This window comes from Pseudarthrobacter sulfonivorans (assembly GCF_014712225.1).
Taxonomy (GTDB): Bacteria; Actinomycetota; Actinomycetes; order Actinomycetales; family Micrococcaceae; genus Arthrobacter; species Arthrobacter sulfonivorans.
Window position 1 is genome coordinate 111,787 of sequence record NZ_JACXBW010000014.1, and the last position, 17,289, is coordinate 129,075.

Consider the following 17,289-nt stretch of genomic DNA (forward strand, 5'->3'; position numbering starts at 1 on the left):
AAGTCCACCAAGGGGATGGAAGTTTCCGCTCGGACCGTCCGTCCCGGGTTCATTGTCCGCTCCCGATGGAGAAAGCCTCCCGTTGGATTGCGTGGGCCGGGACACCCACCCACGTCTCGCCGTCCGGCACATTGCTGAGCACCGCAGCGCCCATCCCCACGGTGGCGTAGGCTCCGACCGACGTCCGTTCCCGGACGCTGGAATTCATCCCCACGTAAGCCGCACGGCCAATGCGGACGCCGCCGCCCAGGGACGCTCCGGCGGCGAAGGTCGCGAAGTCCGCCACGTCGTCGTCGTGCGTGAACGTCACCGACGGCATGGCCACCACGTGCGAGCCCAGGGTGACGGAGGCTGTCAGCGTGACGTTGCGCAGCAGGATGCTGCCCCGGCCGATCCGGCACCCCTCCGGGTACTGCACGGACGGGTCGATCGCGGTGGCGTACCGGGCCTCATGCAGCCCCATGGCGCTGAGCCTGTCCACCACCATTTCCCGCGACTTTCCGGAGCCCAGACACACCAGGACAAAGGCGTGCGTGTATCTGGCCGCGTCGTCGATGGTTCCCAGGACCGGCGCCCCGTCGACGGTGACGCCTGCCATCTCCTTGTCGTCATCAAGCAGGCCTACGACATCGTATTGACCGCTGCTGCGGACCATGGCCAAAACTTCACGAGCCAGGCCACTGGCGGCGACCAGAATCAGCTCACTCACGGGCCTACTCCCTTTGCGGCGGCTTGGATCGTGTTGATGATCCGGTTCATACTGACGGTGTCCAACTCGTGGAATACGGGCAGGATGAGTGTCCGGTCCGTCATTCGCTCAGTGTGCCGCAGCCCCGCGTTGCCGTTGTCGCGTCCGCGGTACGCGGGCTGGCGGTGCGCGGCCATGATGCCACGCCTGGCCGAAATGCCGGCATCCGCGAGGCGGGACAACAGGCCGTCGCGGCTGGTTGCAAAAGCGGGCAGCACCTCAACCCAGCAGGACTGGAAATTAGTGGTGCCGTAGGGGGGATCAGACACGAACCGCAGGCCCTTGACCCCCGCCAGCCCGGCAACATACGCCGCCGCTATTTCCCGGCGCCGCTCCACTATCCGGGCAAGCCGGCGCAGCTGCACCATCCCGACGGCGGCCTGCAGGTCGGTCATCCGGTAGTTGAAGCCGACCTCGAGATAGACCTCCGGCGGCGCCAGCAATGAACCGTGCCGGTCAGTCGCGGAGACACTCATTGAATGTTCCCGGAGCGTCCGGGCACGCGCAGCCCAGTCAGCACGCTGCGTGGTGAGCATCCCGCCTTCCCCGGTGGTGAGAATTTTGCGCGGATGGAACGACCAGACGGTCACGTCTGCCCCGGTGCCTACCGGCCGGCCCTTATATTGGGACCCCACGCCGCAGGCGGCGTCCTCGATAATCGTGATCTCGTGCCGGTCGCAGAGTTCGCGGATGGGATCCAGGTCTACCGGCACGCCGCCCTGGTCAACGACGATGACGGCGCGCGTGTCCAGCGTCAGCGCCGCGTGGATGGTCTCTGCAGTCACGTTGCCAGTGGCAGGGTCGACGTCGCAGAAGACGGGACGGGCCCCCACATACGTCACCGCGTTGGCAGTGGCAATGAACGACAGCGAAGGCACCACCACGTCATCTCCCGGACCGATGCCGGCAACCACCAGGGCGAGATGCAGAGCCGTGGTGCAGCTGGAGGTCGCGACGGCGTGCTGGACTTCCTGCGAGGCAGCGAAGGCGGTCTCAAATTCCTTGACCTTGGGCCCCTGCGCCACCCAGCCGGAGGCAACCACCTCCGCCAGTGCCTGGGCTTCTTCGTCACCGAGCCACGGCTTCATGACGTTGATCCGGGCAACGGTTGTTTCTGCAGTCATCGGACACCAACTTTCCTGCTCGCTGCAATTTCTTCCCGCAGAGGCTTCCACCAGCTGACGAGTTCGCGAAGTCCTTCTTCGAGTTCCACCTCTGCTTTGAATCCGAGGTCCTGCCGCGCGGCCGTTGTGTCCGCCAGCCGGCGGACCACGCCGTTGACCAGGCGGTCCGGGCCGTGTTCCACGGTCAGGTCCGAACCCATGACCCGCAGCAGCGCCTGCGCCATTTCCAGCAGGCTGGTCTCGGTTCCGCTTGCGACGTTGTAGATGCCCTGGCTGACGTCGCTCGTGGCGGCCAACACGTTGGCCCGGGCCACATCTGCGGTGAACACGAAGTCCATGGTCTGCAGGCCACTGCCGAATATCAGCGGTGGTTTGCCGTCCATGATCCTTTCCATCCACCGGACCAGGACCTCGGTGTAGAGGCCATGGACATCCATCCGGGGTCCGTAGACGTTGAAATAACGCAGCATCACATAGTCCAGGCCCGTCATTGCGTGGAAGCTCCGGGCCATTCCTTCGTTGAACGACTTGGCGGCGCCATAAAAGGTGTCGTTGTTGGCGTGGTGGTGGCGTTCAGTGGTGGGGAATTCCTCCGCCATGCCATAGACCGAGGCGCTGGAGGCTGCGATGAGCTTGTCCACCTTGTGTTCCGCGGCGGCTTCAAGAATGTTGAATGTCCCGTCCACCATCACCTCAAGGGCGAGCCGGGGTTCCTCGGCGCACTGCGTGATCCGGATGGCTGCCTGATGAAAGACCAGGTCCTTGCCCTTGGTGAGGTCGTGAACCAGGTCGCGGTTGCCGATGTCTCCGCGGACGAGCTCAACCTGCCCGCTTTCCCGCGCCCGCTCAAGGTTGCCCAGCCGGCCGCGGACAAGATTGTCCAGCACGTCAATCCGGTTCACCCCGGCGTTTAGGAGGGCATCCACGAGCGTTGAACCGATGGTTCCGGCTCCGCCGGTCACCAGGACATTGGCCCCCTGGAGCTCGCTCACAGCGCACTCCCAAACTGCGCGCCGGCGCCGGCCAGCTCGTATCCTGCCACGGGCGCGGATTGTCCGTCCATGCTCAGGCTGTGCGTCACCGCTTCCAATACGGACAGGACCCGCAGGCCGGACGCACCACCCGTACGGGCCTCCCGCTTGTTCCGGATACAAGAGGCCAGTTCCTCCACCACCTGGCCCAGGGCCTCCCTCTCGGGAAGCGCCGGCGACCAGGTGTCACCGAGCCGGTAGGAGATTGCCGATGCCTTTCTTTCCCCCGCCGATTTCGCCTGCCGGTCCAGGCTGACGCCCCGGTCGTAAACGCTGAGCCGCTGCTGCGGGTTCAGGTCGTCCCACACGAGGGTCCGCAACGATCCGCCGATCACCATCTGCCGGATTTTGGTTGGACTCAGCCAGTTCACGTTGACGTGGGCAGTGGCGTCGTTGGGAAGCTTGAAATTCAGGTGCCCCACGCAATCGCGTCCCGTACCCAGCGGGTCCGCTCCGAACGCGGAAACTTCGGCAGGGTTCAGGCCGCCGGGAAGCACAAAGTCCAGGATTGCCAGGTCGTGCGGCGCCAGGTCCCAGAACACATCCACATCGGGCTGGACGAGTCCGAGATTGATCCTGATGGAGTCAACGAACAGGATTTCGCCCAACGCGCCTTCCTGCACCAGTTCCTGCATCTTGAGAACCGCCGGCGTGTAGCAGTAAGTGTGGTCCGCCATCAGCACGAGGCCGTTCGCCTCCGCCTCAGCCACCATCTCCAGCCCGTGGGCCCGGCTGTCCGCGAGCGGCTTTTCCACCAGCACATGCTTGCCGGCGCGCAGCGCCGTCATGACCGTCCCGTAATGGGTCCGCGCTGGTGTGGCAATCGCCACGGCGTCCACGTCCAGGGTGTCCAGGAGTTCGTCAAGGGATTCGACGACGGGAATGTCACCCACGGATGCGGCCAGCTTTGCTGCCCGTTCGATGTCCAAATCGCAGATAGCCACCAAGTCCCAGTCGGGGCTGGCCTGCAGGTTGCGGGCGAGGTTCGGCCCCCAGTATCCGGCACCGACGACGGCGATCTTCAGTTTCGGCGTCGGCTGTTGATGGGCGGGGACGCGGAACGGGTTAGGGAATGTTCTCATGTCACTTCCTTTTCAGTGGGAGGTTGTTAGTAAGCGCCGGAGGGTTTGATGACTGCGCGGAAAGTCCGCCACAAGATGTGCAGGTCCCCGGCGATGGACCAGTTCTCGACGTAGTAGAGGTCCAGCCGCACGGCCTCTTCCCAGGCAAGGTCTGAGCGGCCGTTGATCTGCCAGAGGCCGGTAATCCCCGGCTTAATGAGCAGGCGCCGGCGCGTGTGGCGTTCATAGCCGCTGACTTCGCGGTCCAGTGGCGGGCGTGGTCCCACCATGCTCATGTGGCCGAGAACAACATTCCAGAGCTGGGGGAGCTCATCGAGCGAGTACTTGCGCATCCAGCGGCCGCAGCGCGTTACCCGGGGGTCATCGCGCAGCTTGAACAGCACGCCGGCGCCTTCATTGCGTTGGTCCAGTGCCGCCAGACGGGCCTCGGCGTCCACCACCATTGACCGGAACTTGAACATCCCGAACGGGTGGCCGTCCTTGCCCACCCGGTCCTGGCGGAAAAGTACCGGCCCGGGGCTGTCCAACCGGACGATGATGGCCAGCACCAGAAGCAGTGGCGACAGCGCCAGGAGGGCACCGAACGCCATCACCACATCCACCACGCGCTTGAGCACATGCTTGGCACCCGAGTACTGCGGAATGTCCACATGCATCAGGGGCAGGCCTTCCACGGGCCGCCAATGGATGCGCGGACCCGCAACGTTTGTCAGCGTGGCCGCCAGGACCATTTCCGCCGCACATTCCTCCAGCTTCCAGCCGAGCTCCCGGATGAACCTGTTCCCCCCTGGCAGGGGTCCAGCCACGATGACCGCGTCCGCATCGGACAGGCGCACTGTCCGGGCGATGTCATCCGTGGACGAGAGGATGGGGATTTGACGGCTGTCCACGTCCAGCTTTCCCCCGCGGCGTGCTCCGGGAAGGCACACTCCCAAAATCTCGTACACCGGACCCGAGCTCTTGGCCACCTGTTGCACCACATACCGCACGTCCTCCGGTTCGCCCACGACGACGGCCCTTGAGAGGTGCCGGCCGCGGGTCTTTTCCTTGGCCAACCGGCGTCGGAACGCCCAGCGGTTCCCGGTCAGGGCCATCAGCCCCAGCGGCAGGGAGACCGTCATGAAGGCGGTCCCGCCGTCGACGGAAAAGACAACGGCGGCGATGGCCATCAGTCCGAAGATCCGCAGCGTCGCCGAGGCCACCCGCTTATACTCGTCAGCCCCGACGCCGAGGACTTTTGAATCCCGCGTCCGGTAGATCTCCAGCGCCCCGAGCCAGAGCAGCATCACGGTGGCGGCGGTCAGGATGCCGCCCCTGGCGCTTTCAATCCCGGGAATGAATCCCACATCTGACAGGAGGTCCCCGACCCAAACGGCGCCCGCCACCATGAGCGCGTCGGCGGCGCGGAGAAGGTTGATGTGCGTGGAGATCCACGCGGCCCCGGCTTTGCGGGCGTGCGTTGCCGGGACGGCGCCTGGCGGCAGCAGGAACCGGGTTCCTGCGGCTTCTGCTGCCGCCAACGCCGCTGTTGCATTCCGCTGTGCAGCAACGGAGGCAACGGGCCAGTCAAAACCTGCTCGCCCGGTCCGGGCGACTGGAATTTCCACCATGATGACCCCTTCCGGGTGTGCGTTGTTTGCTCTGACCGTGTTGCAAAAGTAGCCCGGAACTGGCGGTTATCCGCGGGAAAAGCCAGGGCTATGTGGGTGGCAGAAGGGAACAGTGCGGAAACTGCGGGTACCTGCAATAAGGCAGCGGAGCCTAGACGGCCGGCAGGACGTACGGTTCCCGCGAGGCGGCTTCCTTGGCAGCGGCCAGGGCCGTCAGCTGCGCCCGTGATTCCACCCCGAGCTTGCGGTAGATGGCCGTAAGGCGCACCTCCACGGTCCGGATGGAGACGAAAAGTGTGGCAGCGATTTCCTTGTTGCGCATGCCGCGGGCCACCATCTGCGCGAGGGCCCGTTCGTGGTCGGCGAGCATAAGCAAGGCCGGGTTGCGAGGCGCACGCGCCGGCTCCGCCCGTTCGTCAAGAAGGAGCGAGTCAACGTGCTGCGTCCAGGCGTCGGCGCCGGCTTCGTCAAACATCACCTTTGCGCGCAACAGCCCGTCCCTGGCATCCCGCAGCCGGCCCAAGGCGCCCAGCCGCTCCGCGTAGCACAGCAAAGTCCGGGCACGTTCCAGCAGCGAATCGTGGCCGTTCCGGCGCTCCAGCGCCTGGCTGAACAGCTGAAGCGACTGCTCGCCGTCGGCCAGCATCGCGCGGCTGCGGGCTACAGCCGTCAGCAGCCAAGGGGACCTCAGCCCGACGGCGCGGCTCTCAAGCCGGTAGAGGGCCTGGGTGGCTTCGCGGTGGCGGCCCAGCCGGACCAGGACCTCCACGAGGTCCGCTTCGCACCGGAGCAGCGTGGGATTGGTGAACCTCATGCCGATCTCCGCGGCGCGGGCCAGTTGGGCGCAGGACTCTGCCAGGTTGCCGCGCATCAGCGCGAAGTGCCCTTGGCAGGCAGCCAGCTGGGCAGTGATGGCAGGGTGGCTGTCCGCCCCGGAGAAATGGTGGGCGTCAGCAACATAGAGCTGTGCCAGTGCCTCATCGCCCAGGGAATGGGCCCGCCACACCCGGAAAATGTGCCGCATCCCGCGGTGGTACTTGGTCTCGGGCTCGGTGAGTTCAAGGTCCTCGATGAGCCGGATGGCCATCCGGACGTTCCCCGCCCGGATCTCATTGTCTACGGCGAGGTATCCTGCCGTCTCGCGCCAGTTGATGTTGCTGGCCCCAACAGAACTTCGCACCATGGCGAAAGCTTCCCGGGCAAGTTCATGGTGCTCTGCATAGGTCAGCGCGCGGCCCTGCACCAAAAGGCTGGCCACGGTGCCGCCGGCGTCGTGGGTGCGGCCGTGATGCTCCGTGTTCCCCCTGATTGCCTCGATCAGGAGCTTGGCGCGCTCGGCCACTGCGAGGCAGTCCGTGGAGGCGGCATCCCGGAAACCGTCGGCATGGTGGAGCAGGCTGACGGCGTCGTCCAGCTCCCACCGCTCGGCGTAATGGAGTGAACTGACGGACAACAGAGTGGCCGCGTAAGCGGGGTCATGCTGGCCGAACTCCTTTACCAGGCGCAGCACCATGCTCGATCGCACAGCGGCACCCTGAATGAACTGGATTCCAAAGGCCAGCCCCGTCAACCGAAGAATAAGGGCCGGGTTGCGGGTCACCCGCCGCGCCCAGTCCAGGTACCGCTTGGCGTAGACGAATTCCCCCCTGTTGAACAGCAGCTCGGCCACGGTCGTGAGCCGCGCCGCCGTCTCTGCCTCCCAGGGATTGATCGTCAGCGCGCGCTCGATGTATTCCACGGCGAAGGGCACGTCACCGGCACGGATCAGGTCCACTGCGAAGCGGAGGAGGCCGAAAGGAGTTTGGCGTTCCAGTGCGCTGAAGCTCAGATGCCACCTGCGGGCGTACGGGTCGCTCTCACCGGCTGCTTCCGCCAGGGCGCGGTGGGCGGCGGTGCGGACCGACGGCGTCATGGCGGCGAAAACATACCCTCGCAGGAGCTGGTCCTGAATGCGCAGGTGCGGACCGGACCTGTGCACCATGCCGTTCGCCAACAGTTCATCCATGCCTGTCCACAGCTCGCCGTGCACCTTTTCCAGGGTGGCAATGTCGCTCCGGCAGGACAGTGACATCAGGTCAAGGCCTTTCCGGGCAGCCGGCGTGAGTGCGCCCACCGTCGCGGCGAACTCTGATTCGAAGCTTCCTTTGGAGGGCAGGGGAATGGGAAGCGCGTACTTCCCTTCCGCGTGGCGTTCCAGCAGGCACGCGTAAAGCTCGACGGCGGCAAGCGGGTTTCCCTGCGTCGCCGCGGCGACAGCGTGGACCGCCGTCGTCGCACTCTGCCGCGCAGGAATCGACTCCAGCATCCGGACAGTGTCGTTGTAGTTCAGGGCCTTCAGATGCAGGGCAGGGAGGCTGCCGAACGGGCTGTCCGGCGCCTCATCCCGGACACTGGCGAAGAGCGCTATGTCCGTTCCGGCCAGGCGGCGGGCGAGGAACCCGATGACAGCCTGGCTGCTGGGGTCCAGCTGGTCAGCATCGTCGATGACGACGATGGTTCGTGAGGAGGAGCGCTGATGAAGCCCATTGAGAAGCATCGTGGCTACGGTGGCGACGTCCGTGGCGCCGGCCGAATCCCGCAGCAGTTCGTCGGCGAACCGGCCAAGGACCGGATCGTCGATTCCGTTCAGCAGCGCAGTGAGGCCGGAGAGGGGCCAGTCGGACTCGGATGCGCTCGCCCGCAGGAAAACGGTCCGGTGTTCGGAAAGTCGCGGAATCTCGGCCAACAGCGCCGACTTACCCGTTCCCCGCCGTCCTACAACCGTGAGGGCTGATTCCTTCGGACCCCGGATCACCGCGAGGATCCTGTCCAGCTCCTTGTTTCGGCCAATTAACGACATGAAGTCCCCAATCATTTAAGAAGGAGACCTGCAGCTACCCTGCACTTCAGTGACGACAAAGCCCGTCCAGCCAGCTGCTTGACTGTCCGGGCCCAACTTCACGGTACCCAGCCGATGGATGCAACTTAGCCCGCGGAGACTCGGGCGCACCACAGTATTCATCAGGATCACCGGACTAGGTACTCTACCTAGGAGTACTCATAGGGCCCGCCGCAGGCCCCCGCGGTGCAGGGTTTTCCACATAGCGGCACTCAGGCTTACGGTCCGGATTCAGGGGCGCCTAGCCTTGAGTCAAGCCCTTGGCTCAAGCGCGAAATCGCCTATCCGTCCCAAATGCACTAAGATATTGAAGTCTGTGCTGCGCCCTGCCTCCGTTCCGTTGGCCGGGCCCGCATGGCATCGCAAATGAACCTCCTGTTACGGAAATGCCGTAACCGCTTAGCCCAAAGGAGGTGGGTTCACATATGCGTCCTTACGAATTGATGGTAATCATCGACCCCGAGGTCGAAGAGCGTACCGTTGAGCCGTCGCTTCAGAAGTTCCTGAACGTCATCACGACCGATGGTGGAACCATCGAAAAGGTTGACATCTGGGGCCGTCGCCGGCTGGCTTACGAAATCAAGAAGAAGTCTGAAGGTATCTACGCCGTGGTGAACTTCACCGCCAAGCCGGAAACCGCCAAGGAACTTGACCGCCAGCTGTCTCTTAACGAGACCATCATGCGCACCAAGATCACCCGCCCCGAAGAGCAGAAGGTCGTTGCTGAGTAATTTCAGCTCCGATTTTCATTCTTTACCCCGCAGGATCGAATTCTTCATCCAGGATCGAACAAGGAGGCAGTAGATGGCAGGCGAAACCACCATTACGGTCATCGGTAATCTCACCAATGACCCGGAATTGCGGTTCACACCGTCAGGTTCGGCAGTAGCGAACTTCACCATCGCTTCCACCCCACGCACCTTTGACCGCCAGTCCAATGAGTGGAAGGACGGGGAAACCCTGTTCCTCCGCGCTGCGGTGTGGCGTGAAGCAGCCGAGAACGTCGCCGAGTCCCTGACCAAGGGCATGCGCGTGATCGTTTCCGGCCGTTTGAAGAGCCGTTCCTACGAAACAAAAGAAGGCGAAAAGCGCACTGTCATTGAGCTCGAAGTCGATGAAATCGGCCCGAGCCTGCGCTACGCCAACGCCAAGGTCAACCGCACCCAGCGCTCCGGCGGTCAGGGTGGTCAGGGTGGCTTCGGCGGCGGCAACAGCGGCGGTGGCTTCGGGGGCGGCAACTCTGGTGGAAACCAGGGCGGCAACTCCGGCGGCTTCGGTGGCGGCAACCAGCAGGCTGCACAGGAAGATCCTTGGGCAACGCCCGGTGTCTCCAACGCAGGCGGCTGGGGCAACGGCCCCGATTCCGAACCTCCCTTCTAAACCAAACTCCAGGCCCGACGCCGGGACCGCCCGGTGCCGCAACGCACCAGGTGACTGCCGCCGTCGGACCACCACCATCCCGTGGATCAACATCCACGGGCTCCAAAGAATAGGAGCTCCACGATGGCTAAGGCTGAACTCCGTAAGCCCAAACCAAAGTCCAACCCCTTGAAGGCCGCTGACATCACTGTCATCGACTACAAGGACGTAGCATTGCTGCGCAAGTTCATCTCCGACCGCGGAAAGATCCGCGCCCGTCGCGTCACCGGCGTCACGGTGCAGGAACAGCGCAAGATCGCCCAGGCAATCAAGAACGCCCGCGAAGTTGCTCTGCTGCCCTACTCCGGCGCTGGCCGCGGCTAAGGAAGGGACTGACTAACATGGCAAAGCTCATTCTGACCCACGAAGTAACCGGTCTCGGTGCCGCCGGCGACGTTGTCGAGGTCAAGGACGGTTACGCGCGTAACTACCTGCTGCCCCGCAACTTCGCCCTGACCTGGTCGAAGGGTGGCGAGAAGCAGGTTGAGTCCATCAAGGCTGCCCGCGCCGCCCGCGAGCACGCTTCCCTGGAAGATGCTCAGAAGCAGGCCGCTGCACTGTCCGCCAAGCCGGTCAAGCTCGTCGTCAAGGCTGGCGAGACCGGACGCCTGTTCGGCACCGTCAAGCAGGCCGACGTCGCCGACGCTGTTGAGGCCGCTGGCCTTGGCAAGATCGACAAGCGCAAGGTTGAACTGCCGGCACACATCAAGTCGGTTGGTTCCTACCAGGCCAACGTCCGCCTTCACGCTGACGTTGCCGCTGTGATCGAACTCAACGTAGTCAGCGGCAAGTAGTCTTTCCGGCTACGCAGTCCTGAACTGCGGGAAACCCCCGTTGCCCTAACCGGCGGCGGGGGTTTCCCTTTTAACCCCAACGCGTTAACCCCAACGCGGGGTCAGCTAATGCCCAATTTTGCCTCCGCAAGGGCATTAAGTGACTGTGAGGTGCATTATCAGGGGCTTGGGAGGTCAGGGGCTGTGGAGGACCGTGGTCACGTGCCGGTAGCCGGCCCTGATCAGTTCAGCCAGCACCGCCTCGTCCACATCCTCAAGCTTGTTCACATACAGGCAGCCCGCGCCGGTCTTGTGTTTTCCGAGCCGGGCCAGCAGTTCAGCGGCCTCCGGCCCGTACGTCAGCCCGTAAAGCGAGAGGCTGGACTTCCGGGGCGAAAAGCCCACGGCAGCCGCGTCGCCTTCCCTGCCGCTCCCGTATCTGTAGTGGTACTGCCCGAACCCCACGATGGTCGGCCCCCACATTTCGGGCTCTTCGCCGGTGATTTCCTTCATCATTTCGAGCAGCCGCAGGCCGTCCCGGTGCCGGACCGGATGTTCCACTGCGGCCAGGAATTCGTCCACTGACGCGCCGGTCACCTGGGTCTTGTTCTCAGCCATGATGGAAGTCTGGCAGAGCACGGTCCGCTTGTCAGGCACGCCGCCCCGGGTGATAGCCTGCGGCGGTGAGCCACAACGCTTCCCCAGCGCCCTGCCGTCGTCCGTTCACCCAGATGGACGTGTTCACGGACGAACCGTACAGGGGAAATCCGCTCGCGGTGGTTGGTGAAGCCGCGGACCTCACGACGGAACAGATGCAGCAATTCGCCAACTGGACCAACCTTTCAGAGACCACTTTCCTGCTGCCGCCCACGCATCCTGATGCCGACTACCTGGTCCGCATCTTCACTGCCCTCGAGGAGTTCCCTTTTGCCGGCCATCCCACGCTGGGATCGGCGCAGGCGTGGCTGGACGCCGGCGGCGTCCCGAAGCAGGAGGGCGTGCTGGTCCAGGAATGCGGTGCGGGCCTGGTCCGCGTGAAGCGCGACGGCAGTCGGCTGGCGTTCGCTGCGCCGCCGCTGACGCGCTCCGGCCCGGTGGCCGAAGCGGACATGGCGCAGATCGCGGACGGCCTTCGCGTGCCCCGCCATGCGCTGCTGGACGGCTCCTGGCTGATCAACGGCCCCGAGTGGATCGGTGTGCTTCTGGGGTCCGCCGGACAGGTACTGGGCATCAGGCCGGACTTCACGGCCCTGGGTGACCTGAAAGTTGGCGTGATCGGCCCTTACGCCGCGGACGCGCCGGCGGACTTCGAGGTGCGCACCTTCATCCCTGGTGACGCTGCAGCCGAGGACCCCGTCACGGGCAGCTTCAACGCCGGCGCCGCGCAATGGCTGATCGGCAGTGGCCGCGCACCGTCGTCGTACGTGGCCGCGCAGGGTACGGCACTGGGCCGGACGGGTCGGATCCATGTGGACGCTGAGGGCAGCGACATCTGGGTCGGCGGCACTTCCGCCGCGCGCATCAGTGGAACTGTACTGCTGTAGCCCGGGTGGAATAAACGCGGGACCCCTCCGGTTACCCTGATACATGCAAACACATGTAGCGTAGTCTGTACCGAACCTGAGGAGTCCATGGTGGAAACCCGCCGCATCACTGTATTGTCCGCCGGCCTGGGTGTGCCGTCCTCGAGCCGGCTGCTCGCCGACCAGCTCGCGGCTGCCGCGGAGCACGAGCTAACGGACGCCAGCTACCAGGTGACGGTGGACGTGGTTGAGCTTCGCGACCTCGCGGTGGACATCGCGAATAACTTCGTCACCGGCTACGCGGCTCCCCGCCTTGCCGACGTCATCGCCGGCGTGGAGGCCTCTGATGGCATCATCGCGGTGAGCCCCGTGTTCAGCGCGTCCTACAGCGGCCTGTTCAAATCCTTTATTGACGTCCTGGACCCCAAGTCCCTGGAGGGCAAGGCCGTCCTGCTGGGCGCCACCGGCGGCACCGACAGGCACCAGATGGTTCTGGAGTACGCCATGCGGCCGCTGTTCAGCTACCTTCGGACCAGAATGACCGCTACGGCAGTATTTGCCGGCCCCCAGGATTGGGGAAACACCGACGACGGCGCCTCGCCCCTCTCCGATCGGGTGCAGCGGGCGGCGTCAGAGTTCGCCGCTCTCCTGAAGGGTGCGCAACCGGGCCGGAAGGCGGCCGTGGCGGAATCCCTGCCGTTTGAGCAGCTGCTGGCCGGCATCTCGGGCGGAAGGTAGCACCTGCCCCTCAGCGCTATGCGTCCGGGCGGCCGTACTCACAGCCGCCCGGGAAGGCATGAAGGCGGCTCCTAGTCGTCGAGGAGGGCGATGAACTCGCGGGCCTGCTTCAGGGAAATGTCAGAGTGCCTGGTGAGCGCCGTTGCCGCGCCCTCGATGTCGCCGCTGCGGGCAAGCGTGCGGATCCGCCCGTAGATTTCATCATTGAGCATGTTGCTGCTGACCTCCCGCGTGACGTCGCCCTTGCTGGCAATGGCGCGGTAGCGGTACGGGAAACGCTGGGGTGTGTCGTCGTCGGCCTCAAGGTCCGCAGCCTGTGGCTGCGGACCGCGGTAGGGCTGGGGATGGGCGGCCAGGGCCCCTACGGCGTCCCGGGAGGCCCGCAGGCCATCGCCTGTGGATTCGTAGTAGAACTTGATGGCCGCCATGGCCTGCCCCTGTGCAATCAGCGCATACAGCCTCTGGTGCTGCTCTTCGTTAAGCTTGGCGGCGGCCAGGCGGGCCAGCCCGGACGCGTCAGGTGCCTGGACCGTGCCGGCCTCCCTGGCGGATGCCTGCCTCTTGCCGATTGCGCGGGCCGCCAGCGCAACGCCGGCAGCCACGACCGCGAGGATGATAACGGGGATCACGAGCGATTCCATTTCTAAAGCCGATCTATGTACTTCTTGGCGGTGGCCAGGTCGGTGTGGGTTTCTTGGCGCAGGAGCTTGATGGCCTGGATCTTGTGCCCATCGCGAACCATCGTCTGGAGCTGCATGGCAAGCTGGGGATCGAACAGGCCGCCAGGCAGCGTATTGCCGTGCGCCGGGGCGCCTGTCCCGGAGTGCGCCCGCAGTGCGGCGCGGGCGTGATCCTCCTGCTGCGACTGCTGCTGTTCGTTTTGGCTTGGGCGCGTATTCGCTTCGAGCCGGGCGCGCACGGCAGTTGCCAACCGCACCTGCTCAGCGTAGTGGGCAGCCGAACGCCTGGCGAGGTCCTGCTGATACTTTTCGGCATCGGAGGTCCCGGTATCGCGCGGCCTCAGCGCCGTTGTGAGCGTCCATAGGACTGCCACCAGGATTCCGGCCGGCAGTAACACCATCAGTATGTCGCCCATGCTTAGAGCTTATGCCAGATGACCGTTATCCACAGCACATTCCTTTGGCTGCATACAGCGGATTGGCCCTGCGGTCAAAAAATGGGAGAACTGTAATTTTCGTCACCAAGACGGCATGATTCGCTGCTCGCCGACCCATACAACCCGCCTGTTTTCAACCTCGCCCATCCCCAAGCTGTGGATGAAGGTTTCGCAAAAAAATATTTAGTCCACATGTCCCGAACGGCGTTTGTGCAGGTCAGGGCCACCATGTGCGGTAAAGATTTTTTGTTTCCACAGGTTCATGCACAGGCTGTGCACAAGCAATGCCGCGTAGTGCACAGGTTATCCACAGCCCCCGACGATGGCTGGCTTGGAGGCTGGAGCGGGGGCGGCTACCGTTGCGGGATACCTGTATTTGGGAGCGATGGACGGCGCCGCCAGCAGCTGGCGCCACTGAACGGGCTTCCTTTCCGGGGGCTGAGCTTTCTGTGGATAACCTGTGGATTGTGGGGATAACTCCCGCGCGCCCGGCCGTCGACTCCACCTCGAGCGGGGCGGCCTACGTTGTCAGTGGCCGCTGGTAGACCTGAATGTTAGCCGGCCTATTGAACTTCAACAGGCCGGCCCCCGGCAGGATAAATGGCTTACGTGCCGCGCATCGCGGCACACAACGGAGGACGGCAGCTTTGTCAGTAACGCACCTGGACTCGATCGAGGGTACCCGCGGATCGGAATCGAGCCGCAAGCCTCCCCAGGACATCCCGGCGGAACAGTCCGTACTTGGCGGCATGATGCTCTCCAAGGATGCCATTGCTGACGTGGTGGAGATCCTCCGCGGCCAGGACTTCTACAGGCCCGCGCACGAGACCATTTATGAAGCGATCATCGACCTTTACGGCCGGGGCGAGCCTGCCGACGCCGTGACTGTCTCGGACGAACTGACCAAGCGCGCGGAGATCAACAGAATCGGCGGCCCCGCCTACCTGCACGAGCTCATTCAGACCGTACCTACGGCCGCCAACGCCGGATACTACGCCGAGATCGTGGCCGAGCGCGCCGTCCTGCGCAGGCTGGTCAATGCCGGCACCAAGATTGTCCAGCTGGGCTACGGTTCCGACGGCGAGGTGGAGGATCTGGTTAACCAGGCGCAGGCCGAGGTTTACGCCGTGGCGGAGCGGCGCACCGCCGAGGACTACGTTGTCCTCAAGGACGTCATGGAATCCACGGTGGACGAGATCGAGGCCTCCGGACACCGCGGCGAAGGAATGACCGGTGTGCCCACGGGATTTTACGAGCTGGATGAGCTCACCCACGGCCTGCACCCGGGCCAGATGATCGTCATCGCCGCCCGCCCCGCCGTCGGTAAGTCCACGTTCGCCTTGGACTTCGCCCGGTCGGCAGCCATCAAGAACAACCTGGCCACGGTGATGTTCTCGCTCGAAATGGGCCGGAACGAGATCGCCATGCGTCTGTTGTCCGCCGAGGCGACCATCGGCCTCCAGGACCTGCGCAAGGGCACCATCAAGGACGAGCAGTGGTCCAAGATCGCCACCACCATGGGCCGGATGAATGATGCCCCGCTCTTCATTGATGACAGCCCCAACATGTCACTGATGGAAATCAGGGCAAAGTGCCGCCGCCTCAAGCAGCAGCACGACCTCAAACTGGTGATCCTGGACTACCTTCAGCTCATGAGCTCGGGCAAGAAGGTGGAATCACGCCAGCAGGAAGTCTCTGAGTTCTCCCGTGCGCTCAAACTCCTGGCCAAGGAGCTGCAAGTTCCGGTCATTGCCCTGTCACAGCTCAACCGTGGCTCCGAGCAGCGCCAGGACAAGCGGCCCATGGTTTCGGACCTCCGCGAATCAGGCTCCATCGAGCAGGACGCGGACATGGTGATCCTGCTGCACCGCGAAGACGTCTATGACAAGGAGTCACCACGTGCCGGCGAGGCAGACATCCTGATCGCCAAGCACCGTAACGGTCCCACCAAGGACATTGTGGTTGCCTTCCAAGGCCACTATTCGCGCTTTGCCAACATGGCAGCGGATGCCGGCGGCGGAGGCGGCTTCTAAGCCTGGCCCTGCCCGGAACCGGCTCCCTGACCCTGCTGCTGCAGCAGGTGGTTGGGCAGCCGGTTTCCCGGTGCCGTCCCGCGGATCTCCAGTAGTTCACGCGCGTGGGCGTGCAGGCGTTTGTCCTCGTCCGTCACCGGCACCCACGGGGGGACGGGCACTGAGTTGCCGTCGGCGTCACGCGCCACCATCACGGTGAGGCAATAGGTGGTGAGGTTGAGTTCGCCGCCCTTCGGATCTCCCGAGCGGACGTGTACGGCGATGTGCATGCCTTTGGTCCCGGTGTAGACCAGCCGGGCTTCGACCTCCACCACGTGGCCGATCAGCAAAGGCCGGTAGAAGCGGACGCCGCCGGAGAACACGGCTACCGTGTCCTTCCCGCAATACCGCGAGGCACAGACGTACGCGGCTTCGTCGATCCACTTCATCACGATGCCGCCGTGGACTTTGCCTCCCCAGTTCACATCTGTTGGGGCGGCCATGAACCGCAGCGTCACACGTTCCGCGGTTCCGGCGTCGGTGTATTCCTGGGCGCTCATGGCTTCAACGATCTGCTCGCGGATCCTGACCCGAGCCAGGGCGTGGTCGCGGTCTTCAATCTCGGCCGCGGTGACGGGTTCGAACTGCTTCACGGGGATGGGCTTGCCGTCGTCGCCCACCGCCACGAAGATCACCATGCACTGGCTGCGCATCGTGGCAGGGCCGCCCTTGGGATCGCCCGATGAAACCACCGTACGGATATGCATGGAAGAACGGCCGGTGTACACGATGGTGGCTTCCACCTCCACCATGTCGCCGCTGTTCACCGGGTCCGCAAAGTGGATGTTCCCCACGTAGGCGGTCACGCAGTATGACTTGGCCCAACCCACCGCGGCGGCGTAGGCGGCCTTGTCGACCCATTCGAGGACAGTGCCGGCATCCACTGAACCGCTGTGGCCCACGTCCGTGGGGGCTGCCAGGAAGCGCAGGGTGACGGAATTTGCCGCGGTCTCAGTCATGCTGCCCACATTAGAGCTTGCGCACGCTCCGCCCCACTTGTGACGCATCCACCCGGACCCTCTCGCACTAGATGGCCTTAAACGCGGAACGCTCTCTCACTTTCCGATCGAAAAGTGACAGAGCGTTCCGTTCGGACGCGCATTAAGTGAGAGAGCGTCCGGGGTGGGGGTCCGTGGATTTGGGGGATGCGGGGGATGCGGGGGAATGCGGTGGG

Annotated in this window: 17 protein-coding genes; 7 read left to right on the top strand and 10 right to left on the bottom strand. The window is 64.3% G+C overall.

The features are described 5' to 3' along the window. Positions 1-49 precede the first annotated feature (49 nt). From IAQ70_RS17280 to IAQ70_RS17305, 6 genes are all read right to left on the bottom strand, one after another. Positions 50-709, bottom strand: coding sequence for an acetyltransferase (locus IAQ70_RS17280; RefSeq protein WP_190990554.1), 660 nt, complete (start codon positions 707-709; stop codon positions 50-52). Continuing rightward, complete coding sequence (locus IAQ70_RS17285; protein WP_190990555.1) at positions 706-1,872, bottom strand: DegT/DnrJ/EryC1/StrS family aminotransferase; 1,167 nt, start codon at positions 1,870-1,872, stop codon at positions 706-708. The genes IAQ70_RS17280 and IAQ70_RS17285 overlap by 4 nt, the downstream gene beginning before the upstream one ends. Further along, on the bottom strand, positions 1,869-2,864 hold the full coding sequence (locus IAQ70_RS17290) for an NAD-dependent epimerase/dehydratase family protein (RefSeq protein ID WP_190990556.1): 996 nt from the start codon (positions 2,862-2,864) through the stop codon (positions 1,869-1,871). The genes IAQ70_RS17285 and IAQ70_RS17290 overlap by 4 nt, the downstream gene beginning before the upstream one ends. Beyond that, positions 2,861-3,985 carry a Gfo/Idh/MocA family protein gene (locus IAQ70_RS17295; RefSeq protein ID WP_190990557.1) on the bottom strand — a complete coding sequence of 375 codons (1,125 nt, stop codon included), beginning with the start codon at positions 3,983-3,985 and terminating at the stop codon, positions 2,861-2,863. Before IAQ70_RS17295 ends, IAQ70_RS17290 begins: the two co-directional genes overlap by 4 nt. 26 nt (positions 3,986-4,011) lie before the next feature. Beyond that, positions 4,012-5,595, bottom strand: a complete 1,584-nt coding sequence (locus tag IAQ70_RS17300; RefSeq protein WP_190990558.1) for a sugar transferase — start codon at positions 5,593-5,595, stop codon at positions 4,012-4,014. Between the two features lie 151 nt (positions 5,596-5,746). After that, positions 5,747-8,434, bottom strand: a complete 2,688-nt coding sequence (locus IAQ70_RS17305; protein WP_190990559.1) for a helix-turn-helix transcriptional regulator — start codon at positions 8,432-8,434, stop codon at positions 5,747-5,749. Between the two features lie 464 nt (positions 8,435-8,898). On the opposite strand from IAQ70_RS17305, the gene rpsF reads away from it, so the two are divergent. The 4 genes from rpsF to rplI all read left to right on the top strand — a co-directional run bounded on the left by rpsF (position 8,899) and on the right by rplI (position 10,686). Continuing rightward, on the top strand, positions 8,899-9,204 hold the full coding sequence (gene rpsF / locus IAQ70_RS17310; RefSeq protein WP_078107099.1) for a 30S ribosomal protein S6: 306 nt from the start codon (positions 8,899-8,901) through the stop codon (positions 9,202-9,204). A 73-nt stretch (positions 9,205-9,277) separates the two neighbouring features. Continuing rightward, the gene (locus IAQ70_RS17315; RefSeq protein ID WP_190990560.1) at positions 9,278-9,853 is read left to right on the top strand and encodes a single-stranded DNA-binding protein; all 576 of its coding nucleotides are present in this window, start codon (positions 9,278-9,280) and stop codon (positions 9,851-9,853) included. Between the two features lie 123 nt (positions 9,854-9,976). Continuing rightward, on the top strand, positions 9,977-10,216 hold the full coding sequence (rpsR, locus tag IAQ70_RS17320; RefSeq protein WP_003800144.1) for a 30S ribosomal protein S18: 240 nt from the start codon (positions 9,977-9,979) through the stop codon (positions 10,214-10,216). Positions 10,217-10,233: 17 nt separating this feature from the next. Then, positions 10,234-10,686 carry a 50S ribosomal protein L9 gene (rplI, locus tag IAQ70_RS17325; RefSeq protein WP_190990561.1) on the top strand — a complete coding sequence of 151 codons (453 nt, stop codon included), beginning with the start codon at positions 10,234-10,236 and terminating at the stop codon, positions 10,684-10,686. Between the two features lie 174 nt (positions 10,687-10,860). Here rplI and IAQ70_RS17330 read toward each other — a convergent pair whose 3' ends face one another. Next, on the bottom strand, positions 10,861-11,283 hold the full coding sequence (locus IAQ70_RS17330; protein ID WP_190990562.1) for a DUF1801 domain-containing protein: 423 nt from the start codon (positions 11,281-11,283) through the stop codon (positions 10,861-10,863). 65 nt (positions 11,284-11,348) lie between these two features. Here IAQ70_RS17330 and IAQ70_RS17335 point away from each other — a divergent pair, with 65 nt between their 5' ends. Next, the gene (locus IAQ70_RS17335; RefSeq protein ID WP_317983695.1) at positions 11,349-12,209 is read left to right on the top strand and encodes a PhzF family phenazine biosynthesis protein; all 861 of its coding nucleotides are present in this window, start codon (positions 11,349-11,351) and stop codon (positions 12,207-12,209) included. 90 nt (positions 12,210-12,299) lie between these two features. Further along, positions 12,300-12,926 carry an FMN reductase gene (locus tag IAQ70_RS17340; RefSeq protein WP_190990576.1) on the top strand — a complete coding sequence of 209 codons (627 nt, stop codon included), beginning with the start codon at positions 12,300-12,302 and terminating at the stop codon, positions 12,924-12,926. 71 nt (positions 12,927-12,997) lie between these two features. Here IAQ70_RS17340 and IAQ70_RS17345 read toward each other — a convergent pair whose 3' ends face one another. Both IAQ70_RS17345 and IAQ70_RS17350 read right to left on the bottom strand, forming a co-directional pair. Beyond that, positions 12,998-13,567 (bottom strand): hypothetical protein, encoded by a 570-nt coding sequence (locus IAQ70_RS17345; protein WP_190990563.1) that lies wholly within the window; start codon positions 13,565-13,567, stop codon positions 12,998-13,000. 2 nt (positions 13,568-13,569) lie between these two features. Continuing rightward, positions 13,570-14,022, bottom strand: coding sequence for a hypothetical protein (locus IAQ70_RS17350; protein ID WP_190990564.1), 453 nt, complete (start codon positions 14,020-14,022; stop codon positions 13,570-13,572). A 668-nt stretch (positions 14,023-14,690) separates the two neighbouring features. Between IAQ70_RS17350 and dnaB the strand changes: the two genes are divergently transcribed. After that, on the top strand, positions 14,691-16,076 hold the full coding sequence (gene dnaB, locus IAQ70_RS17355; protein ID WP_190990565.1) for a replicative DNA helicase: 1,386 nt from the start codon (positions 14,691-14,693) through the stop codon (positions 16,074-16,076). On the opposite strand, the gene IAQ70_RS17360 is transcribed toward dnaB, so the two are convergent. After that, positions 16,073-17,074: an acyl-CoA thioesterase gene (locus IAQ70_RS17360; protein ID WP_190990566.1), complete on the bottom strand. Its 1,002-nt coding sequence runs from the start codon at positions 17,072-17,074 to the stop codon at positions 16,073-16,075. The two genes, dnaB and IAQ70_RS17360, sit on opposite strands and share 4 nt — an antisense overlap. Positions 17,075-17,289 lie beyond the last annotated feature (215 nt).

Coding starts and splice junctions, on each gene's coding strand:
- IAQ70_RS17285 (WP_190990555.1), bottom strand. CDS start 1,872: ATGACTGCAGAAACAACCGTTGCCCGGATCAACGTCATGAAGCCGTGG.
- IAQ70_RS17295 (WP_190990557.1), bottom strand. CDS start 3,985: ATGAGAACATTCCCTAACCCGTTCCGCGTCCCCGCCCATCAACAGCCG.
- IAQ70_RS17300 (WP_190990558.1), bottom strand. CDS start 5,595: ATGGTGGAAATTCCAGTCGCCCGGACCGGGCGAGCAGGTTTTGACTGG.
- IAQ70_RS17305 (WP_190990559.1), bottom strand. CDS start 8,434: ATGTCGTTAATTGGCCGAAACAAGGAGCTGGACAGGATCCTCGCGGTG.
- rpsF (WP_078107099.1), top strand. CDS start 8,899: ATGCGTCCTTACGAATTGATGGTAATCATCGACCCCGAGGTCGAAGAG.
- IAQ70_RS17315 (WP_190990560.1), top strand. CDS start 9,278: ATGGCAGGCGAAACCACCATTACGGTCATCGGTAATCTCACCAATGAC.
- rpsR (WP_003800144.1), top strand. CDS start 9,977: ATGGCTAAGGCTGAACTCCGTAAGCCCAAACCAAAGTCCAACCCCTTG.
- rplI (WP_190990561.1), top strand. CDS start 10,234: ATGGCAAAGCTCATTCTGACCCACGAAGTAACCGGTCTCGGTGCCGCC.
- IAQ70_RS17330 (WP_190990562.1), bottom strand. CDS start 11,283: ATGGCTGAGAACAAGACCCAGGTGACCGGCGCGTCAGTGGACGAATTC.
- IAQ70_RS17345 (WP_190990563.1), bottom strand. CDS start 13,567: ATGGAATCGCTCGTGATCCCCGTTATCATCCTCGCGGTCGTGGCTGCC.
- IAQ70_RS17350 (WP_190990564.1), bottom strand. CDS start 14,022: ATGGGCGACATACTGATGGTGTTACTGCCGGCCGGAATCCTGGTGGCA.
- IAQ70_RS17360 (WP_190990566.1), bottom strand. CDS start 17,074: ATGACTGAGACCGCGGCAAATTCCGTCACCCTGCGCTTCCTGGCAGCC.